Source organism: Streptomyces synnematoformans, from assembly GCF_039531005.1.
GTDB lineage: Bacteria > Actinomycetota > Actinomycetes > Streptomycetales > Streptomycetaceae > Streptomyces > Streptomyces synnematoformans.
Window position 1 is genome coordinate 16,017 of the sequence record NZ_BAAAPF010000024.1, and the last position, 25,590, is coordinate 41,606.

The following is a 25,590-nucleotide window of genomic DNA, read 5'->3' on the forward strand; positions in this document are numbered from 1 at the left end:
TACGCGCATCGCCGCGACCGCACGCAACTGGAGGCCAGCCACATGGCACGCATCGGTCTGCTGTCCCTCTCCGACGGCCGGGACTACGTCCAGCGGGACGTACGCGACCACGTCTCCCGCGCCGCCCGCGAGCTGGCGGCCATGCTCGCCGACGCCGGGCACGAGGTGATCGTCGCGCCCGAGCACGTGGAGTCCAACGTCCTGGCCACCTCGCAGGCCCGCTGGCTCGCCGAGCGGCACGTGGACGTGACGGTCTTCCACCACTCGGTGTGGACGTTCCCGCACTTCACCATGCTCGCCGCCGAGTCCACCCCCGGGCCGATCCTGATGGTCGCCAACCTCGACCCGCAGTACCCCGGCATGGTCGGCCTCCTCGCCGGCGCCGGCGGCCTGGACCAGATCGGCCGCACCCACGCCCGCGCCTGGGGCGACCTCGCCGAGCCGGAGGTACGGAACCGCATCCTCACCCACGTGCGCGCGGGCGCCGCGGTGCAGCGGCTGCGCGGCTCCACCTTCGGCCGGATCGGCGGCCGGCCCATGGGCATGTACACCGCCACCGCCAACACCGACCAGTGGATGCGGGTCTTCGGCGTCGACGTCGAGGAGATCGACCAGTGGGAGATCGTCCGGCGCAGCGAGAACGCCGACCCCGCGCGGGTGAAGAACGCCCGCGGCTGGATCGAGCGGCACGCCGCCGGCGTCCGCTACGACGGCGACCGGCTCACCCCGGAGCTGCTGGAGCGGCAGATCCGCGCGTACTACGCGATGCGCGAGCTGATCGAGGAGTGGCACCTCGACTTCTCCGGCATCAAGGGCCAGCCGGAGCTGACCGCGAACTTCTGCACCATGGACGTCGCCGAGGCGTTCCTCAACGACCCGTACGACTGGGAGGGGCCCAAGGACACCCACGTCACCGCCACCGAGGCGGACATGGACGCGGCGCTGACGATGCAGCTGCTCAAGCTGCTCTCCGGCGATCCCGTGCTCTTCGCCGACGTGCGGCACTACCACACCGAGAGGCAGGTGTGGGACCTGTGCAACTCCGGCCAGCACGCCACCTGGTACGCGGCCCGCTCCGACGACCCCGCGGAGAACATGCGGCACGTCAGCCTCCTGCCCGAGGTGTTCTACTTCCCCGCCGGCGGCGCCTCCGTGCAGCACCTCGCCGCCCCCGGGGCGATGACGTTCGCGCGGCTGACGCGGGAGCGCGGCGCGTACCGGATGCACGTGATGCGCGGCGCGCTGGAGCAGTACGACGCGGAGACCAACGAGCGGATGATGCGGGCGTCCACGTGGGAGTGGCCGCACGCCTTCGCGCGGCTCAGCCCCACGGCCGAGGAGTTCCTGACGCGCTTCGGCAGCAACCACATCCACGCGGTCCCCGGCGACTACGTCGCCGACCTCCGCGCGGTCTGCGACCAGCTCGGCATCCGGTACGACGGCTTCGGCGACGCGGCGTAGCCGCGGGCCCCGGCGGCGGGGCGGGCATCATCAAGGCACGTACGACACGAGCGGGAAGGTCGGCAGACACCCATGGGGCTGCTCCTCGGCATCGACATCGGCACCTCCTCGGCCAAGGGCGTGCTCGTCCGCGACGACGGCACGCTGGTCGCCCAGGCCGTACGCGCGCACGCCACCTCCTCCCCGCGGCCGGGGTGGGTCGAGCACGACGCCGAGGAGGTGTGGTGGGCGGACTTCACGGCGCTGGCCGGTGAGCTGACCGCGGAGCTGGCCGCGGGGCGGGCGGCGGCCGGCGAGCGGATCGCCGCGGTCGGCGTCAGCGGGATCGGCCCCTGCCTGCTGCCCGTGGACGGCGCCGGCACCCCGCTGCGGCCCGCGATCCTTTACGGCGTCGACACCCGCGCAGGCGCCGAGATCGCGGCGCAGACCGCCCGCTACGGCACCGAGGCGGTCATCGAGCGGTGCGGCTCGCCGCTGACCAGCCAGGCGGTGGGCCCGAAGCTGGAGTGGCTGCGCACGCACGAGCCGGAGGTGTACGCCCGCACCCGCCGCTGGTACATGGCCAGTTCGCTGCTCGCGCACCGGCTCACCGGCGCGTACGTCCTCGACCACCACTCCGCGAGCCAGTGCACGCCGCTGTACGACCTGCGCGAGCGGCGCTGGATCACGGAGCGGTGCGAGGAGGTCGCACCGGGTCTGGAATGGCCGGAACTCGTCTGGCCCGCGGACGTGGTGGGCGAGGTCACCCCGGCCGCGGCCGCCGCCACCGGACTGCCCGCGGGCACCCCGGTGGTGGCCGGCACGGTCGACGCCTGGGCGGAGTCCACCGCGGTCGGCGCCACCGGCGCGGGGGACCTGATGCTGATGTACGGCACGACGATGTTCCTGGTGAACGTCGTCGAGCAGCCGGTCGCCAGCCCGCGGCTGTGGGGCACGGCCGGCACCTTCCCCGGCACGTACTGCCTGGCCGCCGGCATGGCCACCTCCGGCGCCGTCACCGGCTGGCTGCGCGACCTGACCGGCTCCGACTACGCCACCCTCGTCGCCGAGGCCGCCGGCGTCCCGCCGGGCGCCGAAGGGCTGCTGATGCTCCCGTACTTCGCCGGCGAACGCACCCCCCTCTTCGACCCCGACGCGCGCGGCCTCATCCACGGCCTCACCCTCCGCCACACCCGCGGCCACCTCTACCGCGCCGCCCTGGAGGCCACCGCGTACGGCGTCCGCCACAACCTCGCCGCGATGACCGAGGCCGGCGGCGCACCGGCCCGCCTGGTCGCGGTCGGCGGCGGCGCCCGCGAACTGTGGACGCAGATCGTCTCCGACGTCACCGGCCAGGAGCAGCGGATCCCCCGCCACCTCGTCGGCGCCGCGTACGGCGACGCGTTCCTCGCCGCCGTCGGCGCCGGCACGGCGGCCCCGCCCGACATCGCCGCCTGGAACCCGGTCGAGTCCACCGTGGCCCCGGACCCCGCCGCGGCCCCCGTCTACGAGCAGCTCTACGCCCACTACCTCGACCTCTACCCGGCCACGAAGGACGCGGCCCACGCCCTCGCCGCCCGCCAGCACGCGGACGCGCGAGACGCGCGAGACGCGCGAGACGCGCGAGACGCGCGAGACGCGCGAGACGCGTGACCAGGCGTGCGCCGAAGGTCACTATCACCGGCCTGTGACGGCATGGTTGCTTTCCCGCCATCGCAGCCGGGACCGTGCGTCGCTAATCTCATGGAGGCATGACGGGGGCGGGTGGCTCCCCTCCCACACGCGACGGAGGGAATGACCGCACGATGAGAGCGCGTAGGGCAGGTACGGCGGCCGGGGCCGCGGCGGCCGCGGTCGCGCTGCTGCTGACGGGCTGCGGCGACGACGGGGACCCGTCGTCCGGCGGCAGGATCGAGGGGGCGAAGACGGACGGCCCGGAGCCGTCCGCCGAGCCGTCCGCCTCCGGGCCCGGGGCCCCGGAGTTCGATCTCCCGCAGGACGTGGAGGTCGAGATCGCCGAGGACACCACGGGCGACGCGAAGAAGGACGAGATCCTGCGGGACCACGGCTACGCGCTGCTGGCCCAGCAGGAGGCGTACGCCGCGACGGAGGCGACGCCCAACTTCGCGGCGTACTGGGACGGCGAGGCCGCCGCCACGTTCGAGGCCGACTTCGCCGCGTACCGCAAGGACGGCGTCACCATCACCGGGCTCGACGTCTTCTACTTCCGCGAGGTCACCTCGCTGAAGGACGGGCGCGCCGTCGTCGCGTACTGCGAGGACCAGAGCAAGGCGTACCTCAAGGACGCCGAGACCGGGAAGGTCGACAGGACCCCGGCCACGCTGGACTCCTTCATCGACGCCCGCGCCACGATGGAGAAGGGCGCGGACGGCTGGAAGGTCGTGGACTACCAGGCAACCAGGGGGAGCAAGGAATGCCGCGACGAAGCCTGACACACCACCGCACGCGCGCGACCGCCACGGTCGCCGCGCTGGCCTGCGGGCTGCTGCTCGCCTCCGCCGGCGGGGCCGCGGCGGACCGGCCGAGCGGGACCACCGACACGAACCCCGACACCGGAAACGGCGACATCGGCTCCAGCGTGCGGTACGTCTACCACAGCCCCGGCGGCGGGCAGCCGATGACCAGCTCCAGCGGCAACTGGTCGCCGCCGGTGTGCTGGTTCGAGCCCCGCTACACCAACAAGGAGCTGTACGAGCACAACGAGGAGCTGGAGGAGAAGGGGCCGCTGGAGGGCATCGACCACGACACGGCGGACAACCGGGAGAGGGAGACCGACGCCCACAAGGGCCGGGACGGCATGTGGTGGGAGCGGACCCCGGTGATGTCGCCGCGCTCCTGCGAGATCGGCGAGCTGTGGATCTGGGTGGACCGCGGCGACCCGGACCCGCCGGCCGAGGCCGTCGACCCGGAGATCCTCGCGGGCCTGGCGTACGACCGGACCACGCTCCCGGCGCCGCCGGTCGACATCAAGCCCGCCGAGGACCGCAACGTGGTGAACCTGCCCACGAAGATCCAGTTCAGCGAGCCGCTGGACCGCGTCTGGACGACGGCCAGCCTCGTCAACGCGCAGGCCGGCGTCGACATCGCGGCCACCACCGTCGCCGAACCGGTGTCGCTGCGCATCGACGCGGGCACGGAGTACGCGGACCCGGCCTCCTGCACGTACGACCTGGTGCGGGCGGGCGGCGGCTACCAGGTCGACAGCGAGGGCTCCGACTGCAACATCACGTACCGCAGGTCCTCGGGCGAGGGCACGTATCCGCTGCAGGCGCAGATCGTCTGGGACGTCACCTGGAACCCGACGCGGAGCCCGGACGGGGAGCCGCAGAACGGCGACCTGCCCGACGGGCTGTCGACGTCGGAGCAGGACGTGACCGTGAAGGAGATCCAGACGGTCGTCCGCTGAGCGACTCCGCCGGGGCCCGCCGCGGAGCGGGCCCCCGCCGGGCTCCGACCCCGGGCCGGAGCCCGGCGGAGGCGCCGGCCGGGGCTCCCGCCGGGGCGGCAGGACGGGCGGCCGGGTCCCCTGGTGCGACAGGGGATGACGGGATCCGGGCATACTTTGACGGATTCTGGAGAGAAACGTTCGAGGGCCGCGGGGGGCGTGCGGCCCGCCGAACCCGGGCCAGCGTTGTCCCGGGCGACCGCGCTGCGGAGTCGCTGACTGCACTCGACGATCGGAGACTGCTCATCGACATGCATTCGGGACAAGAATTCGGAGACAATCCAGAAGAAGTCCGCGAGACCGGCCACTACGCCTCGGAGTACGTCCCAAGTTTCGTCGAGAAGTGGGACTCTCTCATCGACTGGGAGAAGAGGACGGAGAGCGAGGGCAACTTCTTCATCGACCTGCTGCGAAAGCGCGGGGTGAAGAGCGTCCTCGACGTCGCCACGGGCACCGGGTTCCACTCGGTGCGGCTGGCCGCCGCGGGATTCGACGCGGTGAGCGCGGACGGCAGTGCCGACATGCTCGCCAAGGCGTTCGAGAACGGCCGTGACCACGGCTATCTCCTGCGCGTCGTCCAGGCGGACTGGCGCTGGCTCAACCGGGACGTCCACGGTGAGTACGACGCCATCGTCTGCCTGGGGAACTCGTTCACCCACATCTTCTCGGAGCGCGACCGGCGCAAGGCCCTGGCCGAGTTCTACGCCATGCTCAAGCATGACGGGGTGCTCGTCCTCGACCAGCGCAATTACGACGCGATACTGGATCGCGGGTACAACACCCAGCACACCTTCTACTACTGCGGTGAAGATGTGGCTGTGGAGCCCGAGTACATCGACGACGGACTGTGCCGGATGCGGTACCACTTCCCGGACGACTCGGTCTACCACCTCAACATGTTTCCGCTGCGGAAGGACTACACCCGCCAGCTCATGACGCAGGTGGGGTTCCAGCGCGTCGACACGTACGGGGACTTCCAGCACACCTACCGCGACGAACAGCCCGACTTCTTCATCCACGTCGCGGAGAAGGAGTATCGGACCCAGCAAATGGAGAGGGAAGCCTCCCAGGCCACCGTCACCGCCCGCACCTACTACAACTCCCGCGACGCCGACGTCTTCTACGCCACGGTCTGGGGCGGCGAGGACATCCACATCGGCATGTACGAGAGCGACGACGAGCCCATCGGCGACGCCAGCCGCCGGACCGTCGCGCACATGGCGGGAAAGCTGGACCTGACCGAGCAGTCCCTGGTGCTCGACCTCGGCTCGGGGTACGGCGGCGTGGCCCGCTACCTGGCGGAGACGCACGGCTGCCGCGTCCTCGCGCTGAACCTCAGCGAGGTCGAGAACAGCCGCCACCGCGAGCTGAACGCGGCGCGCGGTCTCACCACCGACCAGATCGAGGTGGTGGACGGCGCCTTCGAGGACATCCCCTACCCGGACGCCTCCGTCGACGTGGTCTGGTCGCAGGACGCCTTCCTGCACAGCGGCGACCGGGCGCGGGTGCTGGCGGAGGCCGCACGGGTGCTGCGGCCCGGCGGGCACCTGGTCTTCACCGACCCGATGGCCGCCGACGACTGCCCGGCGGGCGTGCTGCAGCCCGTCCTCGACCGCATCCACCTGGAGAACATGGGCTCACCCGGCTTCTATACGGACGAGCTGACCCGGCTCGGCTTCTCGCCGGTCGGCGGCGGCTTCGAGGAGCACACGGACCAGCTGGTGAACCACTACACGCGGGTGCTCCGCGAGACCGAGGAACAGGAGAGGGGGGCGCTGGCCGGCAAGGTGAGCACCGAGTATCTGACGCAGATGAAGAAAGGTCTGCGGCACTGGATCGACGGAGGCCGGGACCAGCACCTCACCTGGGGCGTCTTCCACTTCACCAAGACCACGTCCTAGGCGTTCCGGTGCCTCCGCCGCCGAACCGGGCCCGTGTGCGCCCGGAGAGGTGCCGGTGCCGGAAAGGCGCCGGAGAGGTGCCGGAGAGGCAGCGCCGTATGCCAGAGCGGCCTTCGGCCGATCCCCTGTCCCGTACCGGGACACCTGCGGGACCGGCACGAAGGCCGCGGGGCGGCGGCCGTCAGGCCGCCGCCGCCAGCTGCGCAGGCAGCGGCTCCGCGTGCAGCACCGTCAGCCCCGACACCGCGCGCGTGAGGCACACGTAGAGCCGGCGCAGCCCCGTCCGCTCGTCCGGTTCCCCCGCGACGATCGCCGCCGGGTCGTCGAGCACCACGTAGTCGTACTCCAGGCCCTTCGCCAGCGACGCGGGCACCAGCGTCAGCCGCGCCGCCGACGTCGTCTCCTCGCCCGGCGCCAGATACGGCAGCCCCGCCGCGTCCAGCGCCGCGCCCACGGCCGCCACCCGCCCGTCCGCCGCGATCAGCCCCACCGAGCCCTCCCGGCCGCCGAGCACCTCCGCGCACGCCGCCGCCACCGCCCCGTCCAGCGCCCCCGGCGGCACACCCCGTATCGCCAGGTCCCCCGCCGACTCCCGGATCGACGTGGCCTCCGCCAGCCCCGGCGCGATCGACGGCAGCAGCCGCGACGCGTACGCGATCACCTCCCGCGGCACCCGGAAGCCCTGCGTCAGCTCCTCCACCGCCGCCTCCGGCTTCCCCAGGTGCGCCAGCGCCGCCGCCCAGCTCTCCGTCGCCCACGGCGTCGTCCCCTGCGCGATGTCCCCCAGCACCGTCGCCGACCCCGTCGAACACCGCCGCCCCACCGCCCGGTACTGCATCGGCGACAGATCCTGCGCCTCGTCCAGCACCACGTGCCCCAGCGACGGCGTCCGCTCCACCAGGTCCCGCGCCTCGTCGACCAGCACCGCGTCCGCCGCCGACCACCGTGCAGAGCGCACCCCCCGCGGCGGCTTCTCCCACAGCAGCAGCCGCTGCTCGTCCGCGTCGAGGATCCCCTCCGCGTGCGCCGCCAGGAACTCCGCGTCCGACAGCAGCCGCAGCACCAGCTTCACCGGGTCCACCGCCGGCCAGATCGCCTTCACGGCCGCCTTCACCGCCGGATTCCGCGCCACCGCGTCCTGCACCCGGTCGTCCGGCGCCTCGCCGGCGCGCTCCATCCGCACGAGCACGGCGTGCGCGATCCGCCGCGGCAGCGCCTCGCGCGCCGAGTTGTAGCGGATGCCGCGCTCCAGCAGCTCGCGGACCAGCTCCTCCACCTCGTACGCCGGCACCCGCCACCGCCGCGACCCGCGCACCACGACCACCGGCTCGGCCGGCATCGTCACCCCGGCGCGCACCGCCCGCCGAAGCACCTCCGCCATCCGCGCGTCGCCCTTCAGCCGCGCCACCGGCGCCGGATCCACCCCCCGCACCGCCACGTGCGCGACCAGCTCCGCCACCGTGGCCTGCTGCACCTCCAGCTCGCCCAGCGCCGGCAGCACCTGCTCGATGTAGCGGAGGAAGGAGTCGTTCGGCCCGATCACCAGCGTCCCCGTACGCGCCAGCCGCTCCCGGTGCGCATACAGCAGATACGCCACCCGGTGCAGCCCCACCGCCGTCTTCCCCGTCCCCGGCGCACCCTGCACGCACACCGTCCCGCCGACCTCCGCCCGCACGATGACGTCCTGCTCCGGCTGGATCGTCGCCACGATGTCGCGCATCGGCCCGACGCGCGGCCGCTCGATCTCGCGCTGCAGCAGCGCGCTCGACCGCGCCGCCTCCGCCGGGTCGGTCAGGTGCTCGTCCTCGTACGCCGTGATCTCCCCGCGGTCGTACCCGAACCGCCGCCGCAGCACCACGTCCATGGGCTCCTTCTTGGAGGCCCGGTAGAACGCCTGCGACACCGGCGCCCGCCAGTCGATCACCATCGGGTCGCCGTCGGCGTCGTGCACGTGCCGCCGCCCGATGTAGAAGCTCTCCCCGGGACCGCCGTCCTTCGCGTAGTCGAGCCGGCCGAAGAACAGGGGGGTGTCGGCCAGGTCGGCGAGCGCCTTGATGCGCAGGTCCAGCTCGGACTGCAGTACCTCGGCGTTGACCCAGTTCGCGGTCACGTCGGTGATGTCCAGCGCCTCGGCGTCCGCGCGCATGGCGCGCAGGGCGGTACGGGAGGCGGCGAGGTGGGCGCGTTCGTGGTCGAGGGGAGCGGCGGACATGGCGGTGCGGGCCTCCGGCGGCTGGTGGTCGGGCGGTACGGCGGTACGGCCACGGGCGTGGCGTGGGCCGCCGGTTTCCGACCGGCAGGCAGCACTCCCGGCACGGCGGAACGGCCGGCGAGGCGGGGGCAGACGCGCGAGCTTACGCACGGGGCGGGGGCGGGTCCAACGGTTTTTCCCGGCGCGGGGCGAATGGCCTGTACTGCGCTGGCCACCGGGCGCCCCGCGCAGTTGCCTGTACGCCGACAAGTATTCCGTTCCGCTACGGCCCCGAAGGAGCCCGCAGCATGCGAAGAAGAAGGTTAAGCGCCACCCTGGCCACCCTCACCCTCGCCGCCGCGCTCGGCACCACCGCCACGGCCGCGGCCGCCCCGGCCACCACCACCGACGATCCCGGCCCGCTGCCGGTCTGCGCCACCGGGTACGTGTGCGTCCACCACGACCGCGGCCTCGTCACCCTCGTCCCCGAGGGCCGCCGCCACACCTTCGACCCGCCCGTGGTCACGACGGCCGTGGTCAACAGCACGAAGATCCCGTACTGCATCGGCGGCACGTACAACACGGGCGTCGGCCCCGGCGGCACCTTCATCCCGCCGGTCGACTACTACGCCACCCGCAGCCTGACCCCGTCGCCTGACGGAATCTGCCTGACGAACGACTGACACCTGGCCGGCGGAGCTGAGCCGGCCCTGTCGGGGCCGGCGGCTCCGGCTCGGCCAAGACGGAACCGGTGAGGGGTCGTCAGCGAGCTGGCGACCCCTCATGCAGGATCGAGGCCACCCATACCGGTGCCGCGTAGATGCGTCTTCCGCCACCTGGGGAGGAACCGGGGTGCCACGGCTCACGAGCGAGCAGAGCGTCGATGCCCGGGTCGAGTTCAGCAGCTTCTGCATGCAGGAAGCAGACGAGACGTTCGCGCCCGAGGAGTACCCGGACGGCCAGGACTCGGACGACCCGTTCCTGACGCCGCACGAGGGCCGGATCGATGTGCGGAGCGGCGGCCACACCCACGTTGCGGCGCTTCTTGCCCAGGTGTGGGACGGGGAGCCACCACCGGACGGCGGCGAGTGGGAGGTGACCGGGGAGAGCCGGCTGTATTCCGAGACCGGAGAACTCAGCCTCATGTGTTACGGAGGGCCGACCCGTGGCTCGGTGATCGGCCTCGGCTCTCCGGGGGGTGACTGGTGTGTCCGTGTGTACAGCAGGGGACGCGAGGCGGTTGCCCGGCTGGCGGAGCAGGGGGTACCGCACCACGTCGAGCAGTACCTTGCGCAGTTCTGGCCGCGCGGGTGAGCGGCGCGGGCCCGCTCAGGGCGCGTTCCGGGAAGGCCGGTGAGCGAGCGGCTTCTGGAACCAGGCGACGTCCCAGAACCTGCCGAACTTCCGCCCGACCTCCTCGAACACGCCCGCGCGCCGGAACCCGAAGCGCAGGTGGAGCCGCTCCGACGCCTCGTTGGGCAGCGCCACACCGGCGAGCGCCAGGTGCACGTCCTCCCGCTCCAGCACCGCGAAGAGCGCCCCGTACAGCAGCCCCCCGACGCCCCGCCCCACGTGTTCGGGCGCCAGGTAGACGCTGGTCTCGACGGACGTCGAGTACGCCGGCTTCGGCCGGAACGCGCTGCTGGTCGCGTAGCCGAGGAGCTTGCCGCCCTCCTCGGCCACGAGCAGCCGGTGCGGTCCGGTGTCCGGGTGTGCCGCCAGCCACGGGCGGCGCTGCTCGACGGTGAGCGGCTCGGTGTCGAAGGTGATCGGCGTCTCGATGACGTAGTGGTTGTAGATGCGGGTCAGCTCTTCCAGGTCGCCCTCGGCGCCCGGCCGTATCCGCGTCCCCGCGCCGTCTTCCCTGTTCACCCCGATGCGCATGCGGCGAGCGTAATAACCCCACGTTACGCCCCGGTTTCGCGGCGCCGCCGGTGGCGGGCCGGACGGCAGCCCTGCGCCCGCCGCGATGCCGAGGCGGCGGCCTGCCGGCGACGGCGGCGCGTCGGAGACGACGGTCGACGGTCCTACTCCAGCTTGTCCTACTCCAGCTTGTTCAGGTACGCCTGCCCCTTCCTCTTGCCCTTCTTGCGGGTCCGTGTGATGTCCAGGAGTTCCGGGCGCACCTGCGCCTTCTTGTCGAAGGCGAGTTCCCACATCATCCGGCCGAAGATCGGCGCGAACTTCGCCGCCCAGCCGCCCGCGCACACCACGTAGTGGTCCCGCCACGAGCGCTTGCCGTTCTTGTCGGGCTCTTCACCGGCGGCCGTTCGCGGAAGACGCCCGAGGACGCTCATGTAGTCGTCGAAGGCGGCATGCAGGCAGACCCCGGAAAAGGCGGGCTGCGGGTCCATTCCCACGCAGTGCTCCCTGACGAAACGTGACGCGTGCCCGACGTCGACCGTCGTGGCCACCTGGCCGAGACCTTCCGCGCGACGCTGTTTGAGTTCCTTCAGCGTGAGCCGGTTCATGGTGGCGTCTTCCCAGCCGAGCTTCACCATGTTGTCGGGTCCCCAGGGAACCGACGGAAAACCGTAGAACAGATTGGACCGGCCGGTCTCCTTGTCCTCCGTGGCGAACTGGACCCACATCTTCGGGAACTGCTCGGGCGGCGACGAGTCGGGGTCGGTGGCGAAATACTCGTACACCATCTCCCAGATCTCGTAGTCGAGTTCCAGGCCGAGATTCTGCAGAATGTCGTTGGTCCACACGCCGCAGGTGATGATGCACTTGTCGGCCGTCAGTTCCTGGTTGCGCTTCGACACCCCGGACCCGCGGACCTTCACCCGCACCGCGGGGTCGCTCTTCTTCTTCGGTGTGCGCACCTCGTAGACCTCTGCGTTGTCGAGGAAGAGGGAACCCTGCCTGCCGTCGGCGAGCCGCCGCAGCGCGCGCAGCGTCTCCGGCACGTTGATGACACCGCAGTCGTCGTTCTCGTACCCGATCCACCGGTCCTGCGGGATGGCCTTCCGGAGGTTCCTGAGGTTGTACTCCTTCTCCACCTGCTCCAGCGACACGTCAGTGACCTGCTTCTTCCCCTTCTTGAGATTCTCCCTCGGCTTCTTGAGGTCGCCCTGGGCCGCTGTGCCGTACCTCTCGTCCCCGAAGTTCGCCTGCCCCGTCAGGCGGAGAAGTTCCACACTCTTGCCGGTGTCCCGCCGGTACGCCTTCTCCAGCTCCTTCCAGAGGCCCTTCGCCTCGTACGCGAGGACTTGCAGTTCATATTCCGTGTACATCGTGCGGAACATCCGGATGAGGTCCCCGGAACTGCCGGACTGGTTGTAGAAGCTGGAGCGCTCGACCACTGCCACCCGCTTGCCGTCGCGGGCGCAGTAATACGCGGCAGAGAGGCCGAGGAGCCCGCCGCCGATGACAATCACATCAAAGTGGAGGGGCTTCTTCTGCTGGCTGTCGGCGGTTGCCATCTACGCGACTCCTTGCGTCGAACTTCCTTGCCGGGTGACGCTACGCATCCGCCGGTCCGGCGTTGCGCGAAGTCGGATCTGTGTTCCCCCGCGGCTCATGAAGAGTACCTGAATGGATGTTGCTTGTCGGCTGTCCGAGGCACTCTTCCGGTTGCCGTTGTCCCGGACATTTATCTGCACGCGCGAATTCTGCCGGGTAAATTACCTAGAAAGTGCTCGGCGGGGGTCAGCGCGGTGGCGCGCCGGGTCCTCCGGTTCCGTAGGGACCGGACTGCCGGGCCCGGTTCGCCTCGATATCCATAAAGATGCGTTGCGCGGCGAAGACATTGCCGCACCGCTGGAGGAAGACGGCCAGGTTGTGCAGGGCGGCCAGCGTATCGGGGTGGTCCGGTCCCAGGACACGCGCGTATGCCTCGGTGACGGGGCCGAGGATCTCGACCGCCCGGCGCTCCTGCCCCGACTGCCCGAGGCGGTAGGCGTGGTTGTGACGGGCGGCCAGCGTGTCGGGATGTTCGGGACCGAGGACGAGGGTGCGCTGGCGGGCGACCCTGGCCATGTGCCCGCTGGCCATGTGGTGATGTCCCATCTGGCCGCTGTGGTAGGCATGCATGTGCCAGGACATCAGCGTGTCCAGGTGGTTCTTGCCCAGCACACCCTCGCGCTGGTGGGCGACCTTGCTGAGGAGCCGGGCCGCTTCTCCGTGGGCCCCCGCCGCCCCGAGCTGCACCGCGTGTTCGTGACGGACGGCCAGCGTGACGGAGTGTTTGTGCCCCAGGCTCCGCTCGCAGTCCGCGACGATCTCCGACAGGTAGCGCACCGCTTCGTTGTGGCTGCCCATGGCGCCGAGGCACAGCGCGTGGTTGCGCCGGGCGATCAGGGTGTCCAGATGGTCCGGCCCCAGGGTGCTCGCCAGCTCGTGGGCGGTCACGGCCAGGGAGCGCAGGGTGGCCCAGGGGTCGGTGGAGGGCGGTGGCTGCGACGGCGGGGGCGGGGTGTGCGCCCGGGGCGTGTACGGAGGCGGCGGGGGTGGAGGGCCGGGGTTGGTGTACGGGGTGGTGGGCGGCGGGGGGCCGGGTTTCGTGGCGTCGGGGGTGGTGGGGGAGGTGGCGTCGGGCGCGGTGTCCGGCGTGCTCTGCGTGATGAGGGTGGTGATGGCCGGCGGCCAGGGCGGCGGGAACGGTGCGTCACCGGGCGGGTCCCAGTGCGACGTGATCCGGTCGAGTAACTGCGCGGGCGTGGGCCGCCGGGCGGGGGCCTTGTCCAGGCAGTCCGCCACCAGCGCCCGCAACGGTCCGCCGTCGAGGGTATCCAGCTGCGGAGTGCCGGAGACGACCCGGTGCAGGACGGCCAGGGGCGGGCCGAGCCCGAAGGGCTCCTCGCCGGTGGCGGCGTAGGCGAGGACCGCACCGAGTGCGAAGACGTCCGCGGCCGGCCCCGTCTCCTCGCGTTCGACCTGTTCCGGAGCCATGTACCCGGGGGTGCCGATCAGGACGCCGGTATCGGTCAGCGCCGTACCGTCCAGCGCCCTGGAGATCCCGAAGTCGATCACCCGCGGACCGTCCGGGGCCAGCAGCACGTTCGCCGGCTTCAGGTCGCGGTGGAGCAGGTTGGCCTCGTGGATGGCCCGTAACGCCTCCACCAGCCCCGCCGCCAGCGGCCATAACGAACTCTCGGGCAGCGGCCCGGTTTCGGCCACGGCGTCGGTCAGGGTCAGCCCGGACACGTAGACCGTGGCGATCCACGGCAGGTCGTCCTCGGGCCCGGCGCCCACCACGGGGGCGGTGAAGGCGCCGCTCACCGCCCGTATCGCCGCGACCTCCTGCCGGAAACGGCGCCGGAACTGGTCCTGCGCCGCCAGATGGCGGTGCACCACCTTCACCGCCACCGCCCGCCCACCCGGCGACCGGCCGTAGTACACCGCGCCCATCCCGCCGGCGCCGAGCCGCCCCCGCAGGACGAACTCGCCCACACGCGTCGGGTCCCCGTCTGCCAGCGGCTTCACGGCACCCCCCATCCTGCACTGCGGCACGTGGTCGGCCGCCTAGCGGCCGGGGAACTCCTCGCGCTTGACGGCGGCGACGAAGGCGTACCAGGCGGTGCGGGTGGTGGCCACCTCAATGCAGTCGCCGCCGTTCGCGTCGCTGCACCTGCTCTCACGCCACGTGCTCATGCCCGTATCCCTCCATGAACACACCGAGCGGGGCGACGGATTCACGAGCCGACAGGGCGTCAGCCCTGAGCACATCATAGGTGCGCGGACGGTGTCCCTGGACCGCACGATTCGCGCTGACGTGGCTGGGAAGGGTGCCGATGCCGCCGATCTCAGCGGTGTCGTTCGCCGGGTGGTAATGGCCGACGGCCAGCGGCGTGCCGTCCGAAGCGAGGGCAGCGACGAGCGTTTTGTGCCCGGCCCGGACTGTGGGGCGGACCGCTGCCACAGTGCCGTCCTCGGACAGCTCCTCGGCCACCACCGACAGCTCCTTACGACCCGCCGGGCCCACCGCAGTGCCCTCCTCGGCAAAGGCCAGGCAGGAGAGAGCGAGGCCGCGGGCAACGCAGGATCGTCGGACGTCAGCACTCGGAGCGTCTGGTCGCCCGACTCGGCACTCGACCAACCCGTCCCGGAGTCGGCCGACGAGTCGGTCCCGGGTCGGGCGGTGGGCCAGCCGACCCGACGCGGCCCCGCCGGGCCTTGTTGAGGTCGAACCGCCCTGGGAACATTCGTTCAGCGCAAGCTTGTTGCTCGCGAGAGGTCGCGGAAGGGAAAAAGGATGGCGTTCTGGCGGCGGGGAACCCGGCAGGACCGTACATCGGGCACCACACCGCGGCGCTTACCGGGGACGCCCTTTCCTGTGTCCCCTTCTCTGCAGTCCGTCTCCACCTACGACCCGCTCGACGATCAGCCGGGCACAGAACCGCTTGCCGCTTTGCGGAGCGGGGCCCTGCTCAGCGCCGTGGACCAGGCCAATGACGCGGTGGACGCCGCGCACGACGACTGGTACGCCCTGGCCAGGAGCGCCGCCGTCCTCGGCCGGACCCAGTACAGGAGCGGCGACGCCGAACTCGCCGTCGCCGCCTTCGACCAGGCGGTCCGTCTCTACAACGACAACTCCCGCGCCATGGGCCACGGCACCGAGGCCGCTACGGGGCTCGCTACCCTGGTGGACTGCGCGGGCCGGGCCATGTTGCTCCACCACCGCCAGGGCCGCGGCAAGTTGGCGGACTCCGCCTTCGACGTGGGACGCCTCTTCGCCGAGTTCCTCGCCGGTAACGGACTGACCGCCCCCGCCTCCCAACTCCTCGGCCGCCGGGCCGCAGTCCTGCAGCGCACCGGGCAGCCCACCAGCGGCCTGCTGGACTCGGGGGTCCTCTCCCTGCTGGCTCCGCAGGACACCCTGCGCGAAGCCGCTTGGGCCGTGGAGGAGTACCTGGAGTCCCCGGGCCCGCACACCCTGGCCGAGGCCCTACGCGCCACCGGTGCCGAGAAGCAGCACTGGGCGACCGCTCTCACCGACGCGCTGACAGTGGGCGGAGGCCGCAAGGAGGACCGCTGGTCGCCCACCCTGCGCGGTAGCCATCTCGCCGTCCTGCCCAACGCCGCCCGTGCGGTCTCCCGCGCCCTCGGCGATACCACAGGCACGGCCGGGAACGGCTGGCGTCTGACCGGCCGCGAGATCCACATGTGCTACTCGGTGGCCTCCGGTCGCGGCGAACTGCGCCACACCCTCAGCGACCACGCCGAACTTTGGGGCGGCCTCCTGCTCGCCCTGGGCAGAGACGCCCTGCGCGCCGGCGACACCCCGCTCGCCGCCGACTGCGGCGGCTGGCTCCGCGGCCTCCTCACCCAGACACTCCCCTACACCCTGGGCACCTCCTGGGGGGAGGAATTGCGGGCCGGCGCCGAGGGACTACCGGCCTGAGGCTGCCGGGCCCTGTTCGTCAGCGACCAGTACGGATGTTCCCAGCAAGGGCTGTCCTCCCCGCAGTTCAACGAGAACCTTGAGCAGGCAGTCGGCACCCCCTGACGTGGCTGCCTTGTCGAACGCCCTGAGGCGGCCGCGGCCTAGCCGATAGAGAAGGTGGCATCGGGGGCGGCGTAGTCGACGGGGCCATCGAACCGCGCCGAGGCACGTGCCACCGCTTGCTGCGGCGTGAGGAAGCGGCCGACGTGCGTGACGATCAGTCGGCCCGCCCCGGCCGTGCTGGCTGTGTCGCCGGTGTCCTCGGGCGTGTGGTGCACCCGTTCGCCCTCGACTGGCGCCTGTGTGCTCTCGGCTTCGCACAACAGCGCGTCGCATCCCTCGGCCAGCTCCGTGAGGCTCCGGCACGGTGCCGTGTCTCCGGAGTACACCAGCGACTTGCCCGCCGCCTCGATGCGCACGGCGAAGGCAGGAATGCCGTGCGACACCGCCCGGCTGGTCAGCCGGAGCGAGCCAACGGCCGCCTGATGCCCGTCGTGCAACTCGGTGACCGCGAAGGCGGATTCGATCGGGCTGCGAGCCGGGGTGTTGGTGAGGAAACTGGCCAGCCGGTCGGCGATTCCAGGCGGACCGTAGAGAGGGATCGGCGCTGTGAGGTGAATGTCCGCGTACAGGACGCCGTAGTACGCGGTGAGCAGGTCCGCGCTGTGATCGGCGTGCAGATGCGAGATCCAGATCGCGTCGAGCGAATCCAGCCGCACATGACGCTGGAGCGGGCCGAGCGTCCCGCTGCCCGCGTCCACCCAGATACGGGTGTCCCCGCTCGACACCAGATAGCCGGAGCACGGATTGTCCACGCTCGGGTAGGGCGCCGCGCAGCCCAGGACCGTGAGGTGAAGAAGCCCGTCGCTCATCCCGAGATCCTAGAACACACGATCCACAGGTCCTGACGATCACTCCGGGCGGGTCACGCGGGGGCCCGCCGGGCGTACACCTCGACCTCGATCTTCATGCGGGGGTCGGCGAGACCGCACATGAGCATCGAAGCGGCTGGCCGGACCTCGCCGAAGGCGCGACGCAGCACCGGCCAGCAGGGCTCGAAGTCGGCCCGGTCGGGAAGCAGGTAGCGCACCCGTACCACGTCGGCGAAGGTGCACGTCGCTTCGGCCAGGGCGGCCTCGATGTTGCGCAGGCACTGCTCGGCCTGCTCCACCACGTCGTCGGAGATCGTCATGGTGGTGTAGTCGAATCCGGTCGTCCCGGACACATGAACCCAGTCGCCGTCGACCACAGCGCGGGCATAGCCGATCTGTTCCTCGAACGTCGAGCCGCTGAGGAGGGAGCGTCGCTCTGTCATGCGCCGAACGCTAAGCGACCAGCACCGATACGTCTAATACGGTCTCAGGTACAGGGTGATATCTCTGAGAGTATGGAGCGCCCTGAACTTCCCCTTGCTCAGCTGCACGCCTTCGTCGTTCTCGCCGAGGAACTCCACTTCGGCCGCGCCGCCACCCGCTTGGGCATCGCCCAGCCGCCACTGAGCCAGCAGATCCGCCGGCTGGAGGACAAGGTCGGCTACGCGCTGTTCAGCCGCGAGCCCGGGCGCATCGGCCTCACCCCGGCGGGCCGGGAACTCCTCCCCGCCGCCCGGCATGCCCTCACCGACCTCGCGGAGGGCCTGACCGCAGCCCGAGAAGTCGGCAGCGGCAGAGCAGGCCGCCTGCGGATCGGCTTCGCCGCCTCCCTCGCTCTCACCGTCCTCCCCGGCCTTCTGCGAACCTTCCGGGAACGGTTTCCCGCCGTGGACCTGGACATCCACGAAATGACCACCACGCCGCAACTGGCCGCTCTGCGCGAAAGGACGATCGACATCGGCCTGTTGCGCGAGCCGCCTGCTTACGACGCGGAACTCGGATTCGAGACCGTGCTGGCTGAACCGTTCGTGGCCGTCCTGCCCTCCTCGCACCCGTTCACGGCACAACGAGCCGTCCGGGTCGAGCAGTTGGCGGACTGCCCCTTTGTGCTCCTGCCTCGCGCCGTCGGCCCGCCGCTGTACGACCAGATCACCGGCCTGTGCGTCGCGGCGGGCTTCACCCCCCAGGTGACTCGCACGCGGTGGAATGGCAGACCGTCTGCGCCCTGGTAGAAACCGGCCTGGGGGTGTCACTGGCCCCGGAGAGCATCCGCCGCATCCGCCTCAAAGGCGTTGCCTTCCGCAGGATCGAGCCCAACGCCGCGCGCACACGAGTCGCCGTCGCTTGGCGCAAGAACGACTCAAACCCCCTGGTCCCACGCCTCTTGGCAGCTCTCGACCAAGAATCGCCGGACAGACCCTAGCCAGACTCGGCATCCTCCCCCAGGCCAGCAGCGGCAACTTCGCCAGGAAGCAACAGCCGACACAAACTCATTCCTGCTCGGGCAGGCAATCAAGTTATGGGTGGACAGGCCAAGGACCGCAGATGCGGGCCCGCTAGCTGCCGGGGAACTCGTCGTGCTTGACGGCGGTGAGGAAGTCGGTCCAGGCGGTGGGGGTGAAGGCCAGGTGGGGGCCGTCGGGGTCCTTCGAGTCGCGCACGGGGACGGTGGTGGGGGTGGTGGCCACCTCGATGCAGTTGCCGCCGTTGTCGTCGCTGTAGCTGCTCTTACGCCACGTCATGGCCATGCTGCCGGTATCCCTCCATGAACTCGCCGATCAGAGCGGCGGATTCGCGGGCCGACAGAGCGTCAGCCCTGAGCACATCATAAGTCCGCAGCTGGTGCCCGTAGACCGCCGGATCTGCGCTGAAGTGACCACGGTCGAGCGCCTCGGCGTAGGCCCACTGCTCGCCGCCAGGAAGCGTAATCAAGGACACGGAGCCGCGTGGGCGGATGAGTTCCGGCCGGTCGGCCGGGGAGACCTGGATCTGGATGTTGGGCCGCTGGCCTGCTGAGAGTAGGTACTCGCACTGCTCGCACATGACGTCGGGCCCGCCGACGACGTTGCGCAGGCAACTCTCGTCCAGTACGGCAACGTACAGCGGACCCTCCGAGGAGAGGAACCGCTGCTGGCGGCTGAGCCTGGCTCGTACTCGCTCCTCGACCTTCTCCTCGTCGGGGATGACGCGGGCGAACAGGGCTCGGGCGTACTGCGCACTTTGCAGCAGGCCCGGCATCACTCGCTCCTGGTACTCGCGCAATGCCACGCACTCCGCGTCCATCTGTGCTCGCCGTTCGAACCAGTCCGGATGTGCGACATCCGGGTACCAGTCGACCTTCCGCCACAGCTGCGCTAACAGCCCGTTACCGCCCAGCACCTCGTCGCACTTCGCCGCGAACGTGTCCGGCGGCACGCTCGTGGCGTTCTCGATCCTCGCGACGAACGACCGGTCGCAGGGGATGTGTTTCGCCAGCTCGGCCTGTGTCTTGCCTGCGGCCTCGCGCAGGTGCCTGAGGACGTCGCCGAACATCTCCGCCGTCGTGCCGGTCGCCCGGTGGGTGGCGTTGCGTGGGGTCATGCCTGCCTCCCGTTCTGGTGATCTCTGTCACGTGCCTGGCCTTGCTCGCGGGCACTCCGCTCCGAAAGTCTTTCACCACACAGCGTAACCGAGCGCTACGACAATACAGCCGTAAATCCCAAAGTGTCACTGTAATTCTGGAGTTGGTGCGGATGGCCGAGCATGGAGCGTGCGGTTCGGAGGGGACGGCGCGCGAGTGGTCGATGGGGTACGTGATGGGGCACAGGTCCGTGCCCCTCGTGCGGGTGCACGTGCGGCGGCAGTTGGCGCTGTGGGGGTGGCGCGGGGACGCGCAGGACGCGGCGGTCGTGGTGTCGGAGCTGGTGACGAACGCGATCCAGTACGGGCGGCGGATCGGGCGGCGGGTGTGGGTGCGGTTGGCCGTGCGGGAGGACGGGGCGCTGGTGATCGACGTGTCGGACCCGCAGGCGGCGCTGCCGCCGCGGGTGCCGGACCAGTCGCCGCCGGGGCCGGAGGAGGAGCGGGGGCGGGGGTTGTTCCTGGCGCGGGGGCTGGGGGCGGAGCTGGCGTGGTTTCCGCGCGAGTTCGCCGGCAAGACCGTGCGGGCGACGCTGGCGCCCGCACCGGTACCGGCGGGGGACGGGGACGTCGGGGAAACCCTGAGACTCCGGTAGGGGTGCGGGTGGCCCCGAGGTCGTAGATCCGGGTCCGCGCGGTTCCGTCCCGCGGCCGACGTTTCCGCAGGTGGCCTGCGGCACGCTGGAAGCATGAGCAGCGCTTCCCTCGCCCCGCCGCGCGGGGCGGCAGACAGCCCGCGGGCCGCCGAAGCCCCGCGCCCCGACAGCCCGCCCATCGCCACCGTCGCCGCCCGTGCGACGCGGCACCGCCTCCACACGGCGTGGCGGGCGGTCGCCGCCTTCGGCGGAGCGGTGGTCTCGGTGGTCGTCCTGGGAGAGTACGCGGACCGCTGAGGGGCGACCGCGGCCGTGGTCTGGCCGGGCGGACGGCGGGACCCGTGCGTCTCCGCGCCCCGCGCCCTCACACTCCCGCGTTCCCACACCCCGCGCGCCGGGGTATGCCGCCCTCTGACAGGACGGACCGGCCCACTGCAACATCCGGCCCCGCCCGCGTTCGCCCGCCGACCGGCCATCGCCGCCCAGGCCGACGGTGACGTCGCTTACGGCGTCGTACGGGGCAGGCGTTCGCCGGACCCCCACTGTCCTGTCGGACGGGGGCATGCTTGTTCTCCGGTCGCGCCGACCATGACGCCGGCACTAGGCGGGCAGGCGCGTGGCGAGGATCATCCCGCTCGCGTACCGGAGCAGGGCGCAGGTGACTCGGGGGTCCCCCAGCAGTCGCTCGGGGTCGCGCTCGCCCGGAGGGCGGTGGGGCGCGCGCTTGCTCCAGTACGGTTTCATGTCGTCGATCAGGAGCTGTCCGCCGGGCTTCAGGGCGGTGATGGCGCCATCGAGCAGGGAGGCCTTCAGCCCACCGGGGACGTCCAGGAAGATCAGGTCGTAGCTCCCCAAGGACGGGAGGACTTCCTTGGCCTCGCCGACCACCAGGTTCACCCCCTCAGGCCAGCGCGCGCCTGAGGCGAGGGCGGACTTCCGCGGGTCGTTCTCGACGCTGACGACTTCGACGTCGGTGCGGCCGCGCAGCCCATGCACGATCCAGGCGATACCGACGCCGACCCCCGTGCCGAGTTCGAGAATCCGTCCGCCGGCGGGAGCCGCCGCTGCGAGCACGGACATGAGCGCGCCCGTCTCGGGGCACGACGACTTGGCGAATCCGATCTGCCGGGCCCGTGCGTAGGCGGCGTCGACCGCGGGGGGCACCTGCAGAGCGGTTCGCGCGCCCAGGCTCCGTTTCATGCTCTCGACCTCTGCCGTCGACATCTCGCGGCCGAAGGTCAGACTTACCCGGGACCGCGTGTCGGCTTCCTCCGCGGTGGCCGTTTGCTCCATGCCATGCCTCCTTGGTCGGGATGCCCGCCACCACATTCTGGATATGTGCCTGTTCCGCCCCGCCACGCGCGCATACGGAGCGAACGCCCGTTCAGGTGAACTTTCGGAATGCAGGGCAAACGCCCATGAGCGTACGGGCAAAATGATGCTCGCACGGCGGGCGTTGCCTCGCAAGCTCGAACCACACGGAGAAACCGGGGTCAGTTTTTCATGCCAACCCCGGAGAAGGGCGCCAGGCCATGGCAGCAGCCAGTAATCCCAGGCATCGCGATCCGGAATACCGGGTGATCCTCGAATTCGATCGCAAGGTGACCGAGGAGGAGATCAACGAGATGCAGGCCAATCACAACGCGACCTCCGCGTTCCGGGAGGCCGGCGGCCACCATCACCACCACGACGACGACGATGAGCCCGACGTCGTGGACATGGGCGAACTTGACGAGTAGCGCCCTTGCTCGTGCCGCACTACTTCTCGGTGCGGTGCGGTGCGAGCGGCATCGGCGAACCGGTACGGGGGCGGCGTACGACGCACAGGTGGGTGCCGGGACGGCAGAGCAGAGGCAGAAAGGCGAGAGATGGACTTGACCACATTCGACGCGGTGCTGTCACGCAAGCCGTTTGGCGACAGCGGCTACGTGCGTGAACAGATGCACCGCGCGTTCAAACGCCGGCTTGAGAGCCTCTGCGTTTCGGTGCCCGCCGCCCGTCATCTGCTGACAGCGCTCCAGCACGCCACGCCTCACCTTGAATACCGTACGCTCGGGGACCCGCTCCTGCGCCGGGCTGTTCAGCAACTGCTGACTCCCGAGGTCGTCGGGCCCCGGCGGAAATCGCTGTCACCGCAATCGGCCGCCCATGTGCTCGAAACCATCGCGCAGCACGTGGAGGCCGGCGCCGCCAACGGACCGCTGCAGGGCGAGTCTGCCGGCGCGCGGTGGCTCGGCGACCCGTCCCGTACTCCCTGGATCTGGTCTCCCGACCAGGACCGTGGATTTGCCGGGCATACGTTCACGCGCTTCATCGAGCAGCAGTTCGGTGCCGAGCTGGCCCAGCCAAGCGAAAGCGATCTCGCGGTGCTGCGCCAGGGCTGCCGACTCCTGGACGAACTCCTGCCGCTGACCTCCCGCGGCGCCCTGAGCCACACTCACCTGATCGGGCTCACCCCCGGGACGGACGCGTGGGCGGGCAAGTCGTCGTCGTCCCAGTTCACCGTGGTGGGCATCATCTTCCTGAACCGCAAACTCCTCCAGAACCCCTGGTGGGTGGCCGAGCACCTGCTCCACGAGGCGCTGCACCAGAAGCTGTACGACTTCCGCCACGCCCACTCCATGCTCACCCGAGACCTCGACGATTCCCCGAACGCCCCCGGCGACGTCTCCCGCGTCGTATCGCTGTGGAACGTCCCGGGCGTCGACGGGAACAACCGCTGGGACGTCCACCGCGTCATGGCGGCCTTCCACGTCTACGTCCACCTGGCTCTGCTGTGCTCCCTCGCGGAACAACACGCTTCCCGGCTGCGGGACACGTACGGTCCGCTGGATGCCCCACGACCCATGACCGCGAGCCGCAAAGCCTTCGCACGGGCCCACTACCTGGCCGAGAGTCTGCGGGCCGAGTGCTGGGACGAACTCGGCCTCGCGGGCCGGCGCATGGTCGACTGGCTCAACGCCGTCCTGGACGCCATGGACCAGACCCCTCCGCCGGCCGGCTCGTTCCTCCACCTCCTCCTCGACCGCTATCTCAAGGAAGCACGCCGGCTTCGTGAGGCACCGGTCACCGACGATCTGGCGACCACACTGGCAGCTCTCGGGCGGTCCGAAGCCGAGACCTTCCGCGAGGTCCTGTCCGCCGTCGGTGCCAAGGACCCCCTCGACACCCGCACGGCAGAACAGGCGCCACGGCCCGCCCGTGACGACCGCGCCACCGACGGCACCGCCGACCGCGCCGAGCACCACGCGACTTTCGCGCAACAGCGCCAACGCATCGCCGACACCCTCCTGCGGCTCGCGCCGAACGGCTACAGCCTCGACTCCCTGTGCCGGCCCGCCGGACGGTCCGCGGACGAGATGGTGCGCGCCATGGTGGAGACCTCCAGCCGAGAACTGGCGGCAACGTCGGCGGCAACCCCGGCCAACCCCGACCGCCGCCCCCGTCACCGTCCGAGCTCCTGACGGGGACGTCGGGGAAATCCCGTGCGACGCGGCACCGCCTTCATACGGCGTGGCGGGCGGTCGCCGCCTTCGGTGGAGCGGTGGTCTCGGTGGTCGTCCCGGGAGAGTACGCGGACCGCTGACGGTCCCGGTCGTACGACCGGGACCGTCGGGACCTCCCGGGGAGACGGTGGCGCGTGGTCAGTCCTCGGCTATCGGCCAGGTGCGCCACGTCAGGTCCAGGCGGCGGTAGGCGTCGTCGAACCAGGCGTCGGCCAGCGGGACGGTGACCGTCACCGACGTCGGGGACTCCGCGCGGTCCCTGACCGTGACCTGGGCGTACGCGTCCTCGTCGGCGCGCTCGATGAACACCTCCGGCCCGCTCAGGTGCTCGCGCCAGGCGATGTCATGGCCCGCGTCGAGCGCGTCCAGGGCCTCCTGCCACTCCCGCAGGTCCTCAGGCGACACCGTGATCGGGGTCCGCCCCTGCACGAAGGCCGTGTCGACGAGGATCTCTCCCTCCAGCACACCGACCGGACCCGACTCTTCCAGGTGCTTCATCCCGGTGATCCGGAGGATGACGCTACTGCCCTCGCCCGCCAGTTGAATCAGATCGATCGGCCCACCAGCCACCAGTGCCCTCCCGGCTCGTACGTCGTGCCCGGAACGGTAGCGGGCGGCACTGACACGCCGACGGGGCGGGCAGGCTGGCGGGTTTCCGCGGCGGCCGCGGGGCGGCTCCGTCACCGGCGATACCGGTCTGCCACCGCCGCGAAGGCGGCCTTGGGTTCCCAGTCCATGTCGGGGTAGGTCTGTCCGCGGCGCCCTTCGAGGAGTTTGACGATGCCCAGGCCGGCCCGGTCCAGATCGTCCCGGGGGTCGCCGTCCGGACGGTGCGGGTAGCCGGGCAGGGCGAACAGGAACACGAACGCGCTGTCCACGCCCTCGGTCTCGAAGATCTCCAGCAGTTCGCGGAGGTATGCGGCCTGGCCGGCCTCGTCACGCTCGTACACGCCGTTCAGCCGCACCGGGGCCCTGGTCTCCGGGTCGTACTCGACCACGTCGAGCACCCGCCCACCGCGGTCACCCGCGCCGCGGTAGGCGGCGGTGCCGAACCCGGTGATGGCGAGTGGTTTCGGGCCGCGGGCCAGGGTGCGTACCGCGTCCCGGAACCGGTCGGCGACCTCGGCGGAGCGGATCAGTTCGTACGTCACCACGTCGAAGGGAGTCCAGTCGACCTGCTCGAACTGGATGGATGCGTAGGTGAGCCTGCCCTGGAAACGCTCGCGGACGGTGGCGGCGGCGTCGCGGAGGAAGGCGTTGAGGCGTACGCCCAGCGCGCGCATCGCTTCCGCGCGCCGCTCGGGCCGGCTCATGAGCTGCGCGACGCGCTCCTCGGGGCTCCCGCCGGGCAGGAACCCGCGGTTCATGACGCTCAGCTCGACCCCCGCGACGAACACGACCGCGGCCCCCTGCCGCCGGAGCCGTTCCGCCCGCTCGGCGCAGTCGCGGAAGAGGGTGAGGATCTGCTCCGGGTCCAGCTCCAGCGGATAGGGCGAGAACCAGACCTCCAGGCCGGCCTCGGCGGCGGCAGCGGCGGCCAGCTCCAGCCGGTCGGGGTGTCGGGTAGACCCGGCGCATCGCTGCGCCGGGTCCCCCTCAGAACCGGGCTCGC

General features: G+C 71.1%; 25 protein-coding genes and 1 pseudogene. 13 read left to right on the forward strand and 13 right to left on the reverse strand.

Translation table 11 applies throughout. The annotated features are described in order from the left end of the window. The first annotated feature begins 42 nt into the window (after positions 1 to 42). The 5 genes from ABD317_RS07150 (at position 43) to ABD317_RS07170 (ending at position 6,807) form a co-directional block, all read left to right on the forward strand. The gene (locus tag ABD317_RS07150) at positions 43 to 1,461 is read left to right on the forward strand and encodes an L-fucose/L-arabinose isomerase family protein (RefSeq protein ID WP_344288936.1); all 1,419 of its coding nucleotides are present in this window, start codon (positions 43 to 45) and stop codon (positions 1,459 to 1,461) included. Between the two features lie 72 nt (positions 1,462 to 1,533). Further along, positions 1,534 to 3,093, forward strand: a complete 1,560-nt coding sequence (locus tag ABD317_RS07155) for an FGGY-family carbohydrate kinase (protein WP_344288937.1) — start codon at positions 1,534 to 1,536, stop codon at positions 3,091 to 3,093. Between the two features lie 152 nt (positions 3,094 to 3,245). Next, positions 3,246 to 3,893, forward strand: a complete 648-nt coding sequence (locus ABD317_RS07160; protein ID WP_344288938.1) for a hypothetical protein — start codon at positions 3,246 to 3,248, stop codon at positions 3,891 to 3,893. After that, positions 3,875 to 4,867 (forward strand): hypothetical protein, encoded by a 993-nt coding sequence (locus tag ABD317_RS07165; protein WP_344288939.1) that lies wholly within the window; start codon positions 3,875 to 3,877, stop codon positions 4,865 to 4,867. The genes ABD317_RS07160 and ABD317_RS07165 overlap by 19 nt, the downstream gene beginning before the upstream one ends. Positions 4,868 to 5,157: 290 nt before the next feature. Continuing rightward, the gene (locus tag ABD317_RS07170) at positions 5,158 to 6,807 is read left to right on the forward strand and encodes a glycine/sarcosine N-methyltransferase (protein WP_344288940.1); all 1,650 of its coding nucleotides are present in this window, start codon (positions 5,158 to 5,160) and stop codon (positions 6,805 to 6,807) included. A gap of 181 nt (positions 6,808 to 6,988) precedes the next feature. Here ABD317_RS07170 and ABD317_RS07175 read toward each other — a convergent pair whose 3' ends face one another. After that, positions 6,989 to 9,019 carry a HelD family protein gene (locus ABD317_RS07175; RefSeq protein ID WP_344288941.1) on the reverse strand — a complete coding sequence of 677 codons (2,031 nt, stop codon included), beginning with the start codon at positions 9,017 to 9,019 and terminating at the stop codon, positions 6,989 to 6,991. Positions 9,020 to 9,306: 287 nt separating this feature from the next. Here ABD317_RS07175 and ABD317_RS07180 point away from each other — a divergent pair, with 287 nt between their 5' ends. Next, positions 9,307 to 9,681, forward strand: a complete 375-nt coding sequence (locus tag ABD317_RS07180; protein WP_344288942.1) for a hypothetical protein — start codon at positions 9,307 to 9,309, stop codon at positions 9,679 to 9,681. Between the two features lie 169 nt (positions 9,682 to 9,850). Continuing rightward, positions 9,851 to 10,312, forward strand: a complete 462-nt coding sequence (locus ABD317_RS07185) for a hypothetical protein (RefSeq protein WP_344288943.1) — start codon at positions 9,851 to 9,853, stop codon at positions 10,310 to 10,312. 15 nt (positions 10,313 to 10,327) lie between these two features. Here the strand turns inward: ABD317_RS07185 and ABD317_RS07190 are convergent, their stop codons facing one another. The 5 genes from ABD317_RS07190 to ABD317_RS07210 all read right to left on the reverse strand — a co-directional run bounded on the left by ABD317_RS07190 (position 10,328) and on the right by ABD317_RS07210 (position 14,891). Next, complete coding sequence (locus ABD317_RS07190) at positions 10,328 to 10,882, reverse strand: GNAT family N-acetyltransferase (RefSeq protein WP_344288944.1); 555 nt, start codon at positions 10,880 to 10,882, stop codon at positions 10,328 to 10,330. Positions 10,883 to 11,040: 158 nt separating this feature from the next. Continuing rightward, positions 11,041 to 12,423: an FAD-dependent oxidoreductase gene (locus ABD317_RS07195; protein WP_344288945.1), complete on the reverse strand. Its 1,383-nt coding sequence runs from the start codon at positions 12,421 to 12,423 to the stop codon at positions 11,041 to 11,043. Positions 12,424 to 12,649: 226 nt separating this feature from the next. Next, positions 12,650 to 14,425: a serine/threonine-protein kinase gene (locus tag ABD317_RS07200; RefSeq protein WP_344288946.1), complete on the reverse strand. Its 1,776-nt coding sequence runs from the start codon at positions 14,423 to 14,425 to the stop codon at positions 12,650 to 12,652. 39 nt (positions 14,426 to 14,464) lie between these two features. Beyond that, positions 14,465 to 14,593 carry a DUF397 domain-containing protein gene (locus ABD317_RS07205; RefSeq protein ID WP_344288947.1) on the reverse strand — a complete coding sequence of 43 codons (129 nt, stop codon included), beginning with the start codon at positions 14,591 to 14,593 and terminating at the stop codon, positions 14,465 to 14,467. Beyond that, the gene (locus ABD317_RS07210) at positions 14,577 to 14,891 is read right to left on the reverse strand and encodes a hypothetical protein (protein WP_344288948.1); all 315 of its coding nucleotides are present in this window, start codon (positions 14,889 to 14,891) and stop codon (positions 14,577 to 14,579) included. Before ABD317_RS07210 ends, ABD317_RS07205 begins: the two co-directional genes overlap by 17 nt. 486 nt (positions 14,892 to 15,377) lie before the next feature. Here ABD317_RS07210 and ABD317_RS07215 point away from each other — a divergent pair, with 486 nt between their 5' ends. Further along, on the forward strand, positions 15,378 to 16,343 hold the full coding sequence (locus ABD317_RS07215; protein ID WP_344288949.1) for a hypothetical protein: 966 nt from the start codon (positions 15,378 to 15,380) through the stop codon (positions 16,341 to 16,343). A gap of 143 nt (positions 16,344 to 16,486) precedes the next feature. On the opposite strand, the gene ABD317_RS07220 is transcribed toward ABD317_RS07215, so the two are convergent. Together ABD317_RS07220 and ABD317_RS07225 are read right to left on the reverse strand one after the other, a co-directional pair. Next, positions 16,487 to 17,257, reverse strand: coding sequence for an MBL fold metallo-hydrolase (locus tag ABD317_RS07220; protein WP_344288950.1), 771 nt, complete (start codon positions 17,255 to 17,257; stop codon positions 16,487 to 16,489). 53 nt (positions 17,258 to 17,310) lie between these two features. Then, positions 17,311 to 17,700 (reverse strand): RidA family protein, encoded by a 390-nt coding sequence (locus tag ABD317_RS07225; RefSeq protein WP_344288952.1) that lies wholly within the window; start codon positions 17,698 to 17,700, stop codon positions 17,311 to 17,313. On the opposite strand from ABD317_RS07225, the pseudogene ABD317_RS07230 reads away from it, so the two are divergent. Further along, positions 17,611 to 18,680: pseudogene (locus ABD317_RS07230) on the forward strand (LysR family transcriptional regulator). The gene ABD317_RS07225 and the pseudogene ABD317_RS07230 sit on opposite strands and share 90 nt — an antisense overlap. 133 nt (positions 18,681 to 18,813) lie before the next feature. Here ABD317_RS07230 and ABD317_RS07235 read toward each other — a convergent pair. Together ABD317_RS07235 and ABD317_RS07240 are read right to left on the reverse strand one after the other, a co-directional pair. Next, on the reverse strand, positions 18,814 to 19,005 hold the full coding sequence (locus ABD317_RS07235; protein WP_344288953.1) for a DUF397 domain-containing protein: 192 nt from the start codon (positions 19,003 to 19,005) through the stop codon (positions 18,814 to 18,816). Then, positions 18,986 to 19,837 (reverse strand): helix-turn-helix domain-containing protein, encoded by an 852-nt coding sequence (locus tag ABD317_RS07240; protein ID WP_425582300.1) that lies wholly within the window; start codon positions 19,835 to 19,837, stop codon positions 18,986 to 18,988. Before ABD317_RS07240 ends, ABD317_RS07235 begins: the two co-directional genes overlap by 20 nt. 152 nt (positions 19,838 to 19,989) lie before the next feature. Between ABD317_RS07240 and ABD317_RS07245 the strand changes: the two genes are divergently transcribed. Next, the gene (locus tag ABD317_RS07245) at positions 19,990 to 20,472 is read left to right on the forward strand and encodes an ATP-binding protein (protein WP_344288954.1); all 483 of its coding nucleotides are present in this window, start codon (positions 19,990 to 19,992) and stop codon (positions 20,470 to 20,472) included. A 93-nt stretch (positions 20,473 to 20,565) separates the two neighbouring features. After that, the gene (locus ABD317_RS07250; protein WP_027756155.1) at positions 20,566 to 20,769 is read left to right on the forward strand and encodes a hypothetical protein; all 204 of its coding nucleotides are present in this window, start codon (positions 20,566 to 20,568) and stop codon (positions 20,767 to 20,769) included. A gap of 303 nt (positions 20,770 to 21,072) precedes the next feature. On the opposite strand, the gene ABD317_RS07255 is transcribed toward ABD317_RS07250, so the two are convergent. Continuing rightward, positions 21,073 to 21,765: an O-methyltransferase gene (locus tag ABD317_RS07255; RefSeq protein ID WP_344288955.1), complete on the reverse strand. Its 693-nt coding sequence runs from the start codon at positions 21,763 to 21,765 to the stop codon at positions 21,073 to 21,075. Positions 21,766 to 22,004: 239 nt separating this feature from the next. On the opposite strand from ABD317_RS07255, the gene ABD317_RS07260 reads away from it, so the two are divergent. Together ABD317_RS07260 and ABD317_RS07265 are read left to right on the forward strand one after the other, a co-directional pair. Then, positions 22,005 to 22,211 carry a hypothetical protein gene (locus ABD317_RS07260; protein WP_344288956.1) on the forward strand — a complete coding sequence of 69 codons (207 nt, stop codon included), beginning with the start codon at positions 22,005 to 22,007 and terminating at the stop codon, positions 22,209 to 22,211. A 135-nt stretch (positions 22,212 to 22,346) separates the two neighbouring features. Further along, complete coding sequence (locus ABD317_RS07265; protein WP_344288958.1) at positions 22,347 to 23,936, forward strand: hypothetical protein; 1,590 nt, start codon at positions 22,347 to 22,349, stop codon at positions 23,934 to 23,936. Positions 23,937 to 24,116: 180 nt separating this feature from the next. On the opposite strand, the gene ABD317_RS07270 is transcribed toward ABD317_RS07265, so the two are convergent. Further along, positions 24,117 to 24,548, reverse strand: coding sequence for a DUF5959 family protein (locus tag ABD317_RS07270; protein ID WP_344288959.1), 432 nt, complete (start codon positions 24,546 to 24,548; stop codon positions 24,117 to 24,119). 110 nt (positions 24,549 to 24,658) lie between these two features. Continuing rightward, positions 24,659 to 25,590: glycoside hydrolase family 113 protein (locus ABD317_RS07275; protein ID WP_344288960.1), on the reverse strand; the 932-nt coding region annotated here is incomplete at its 5' end.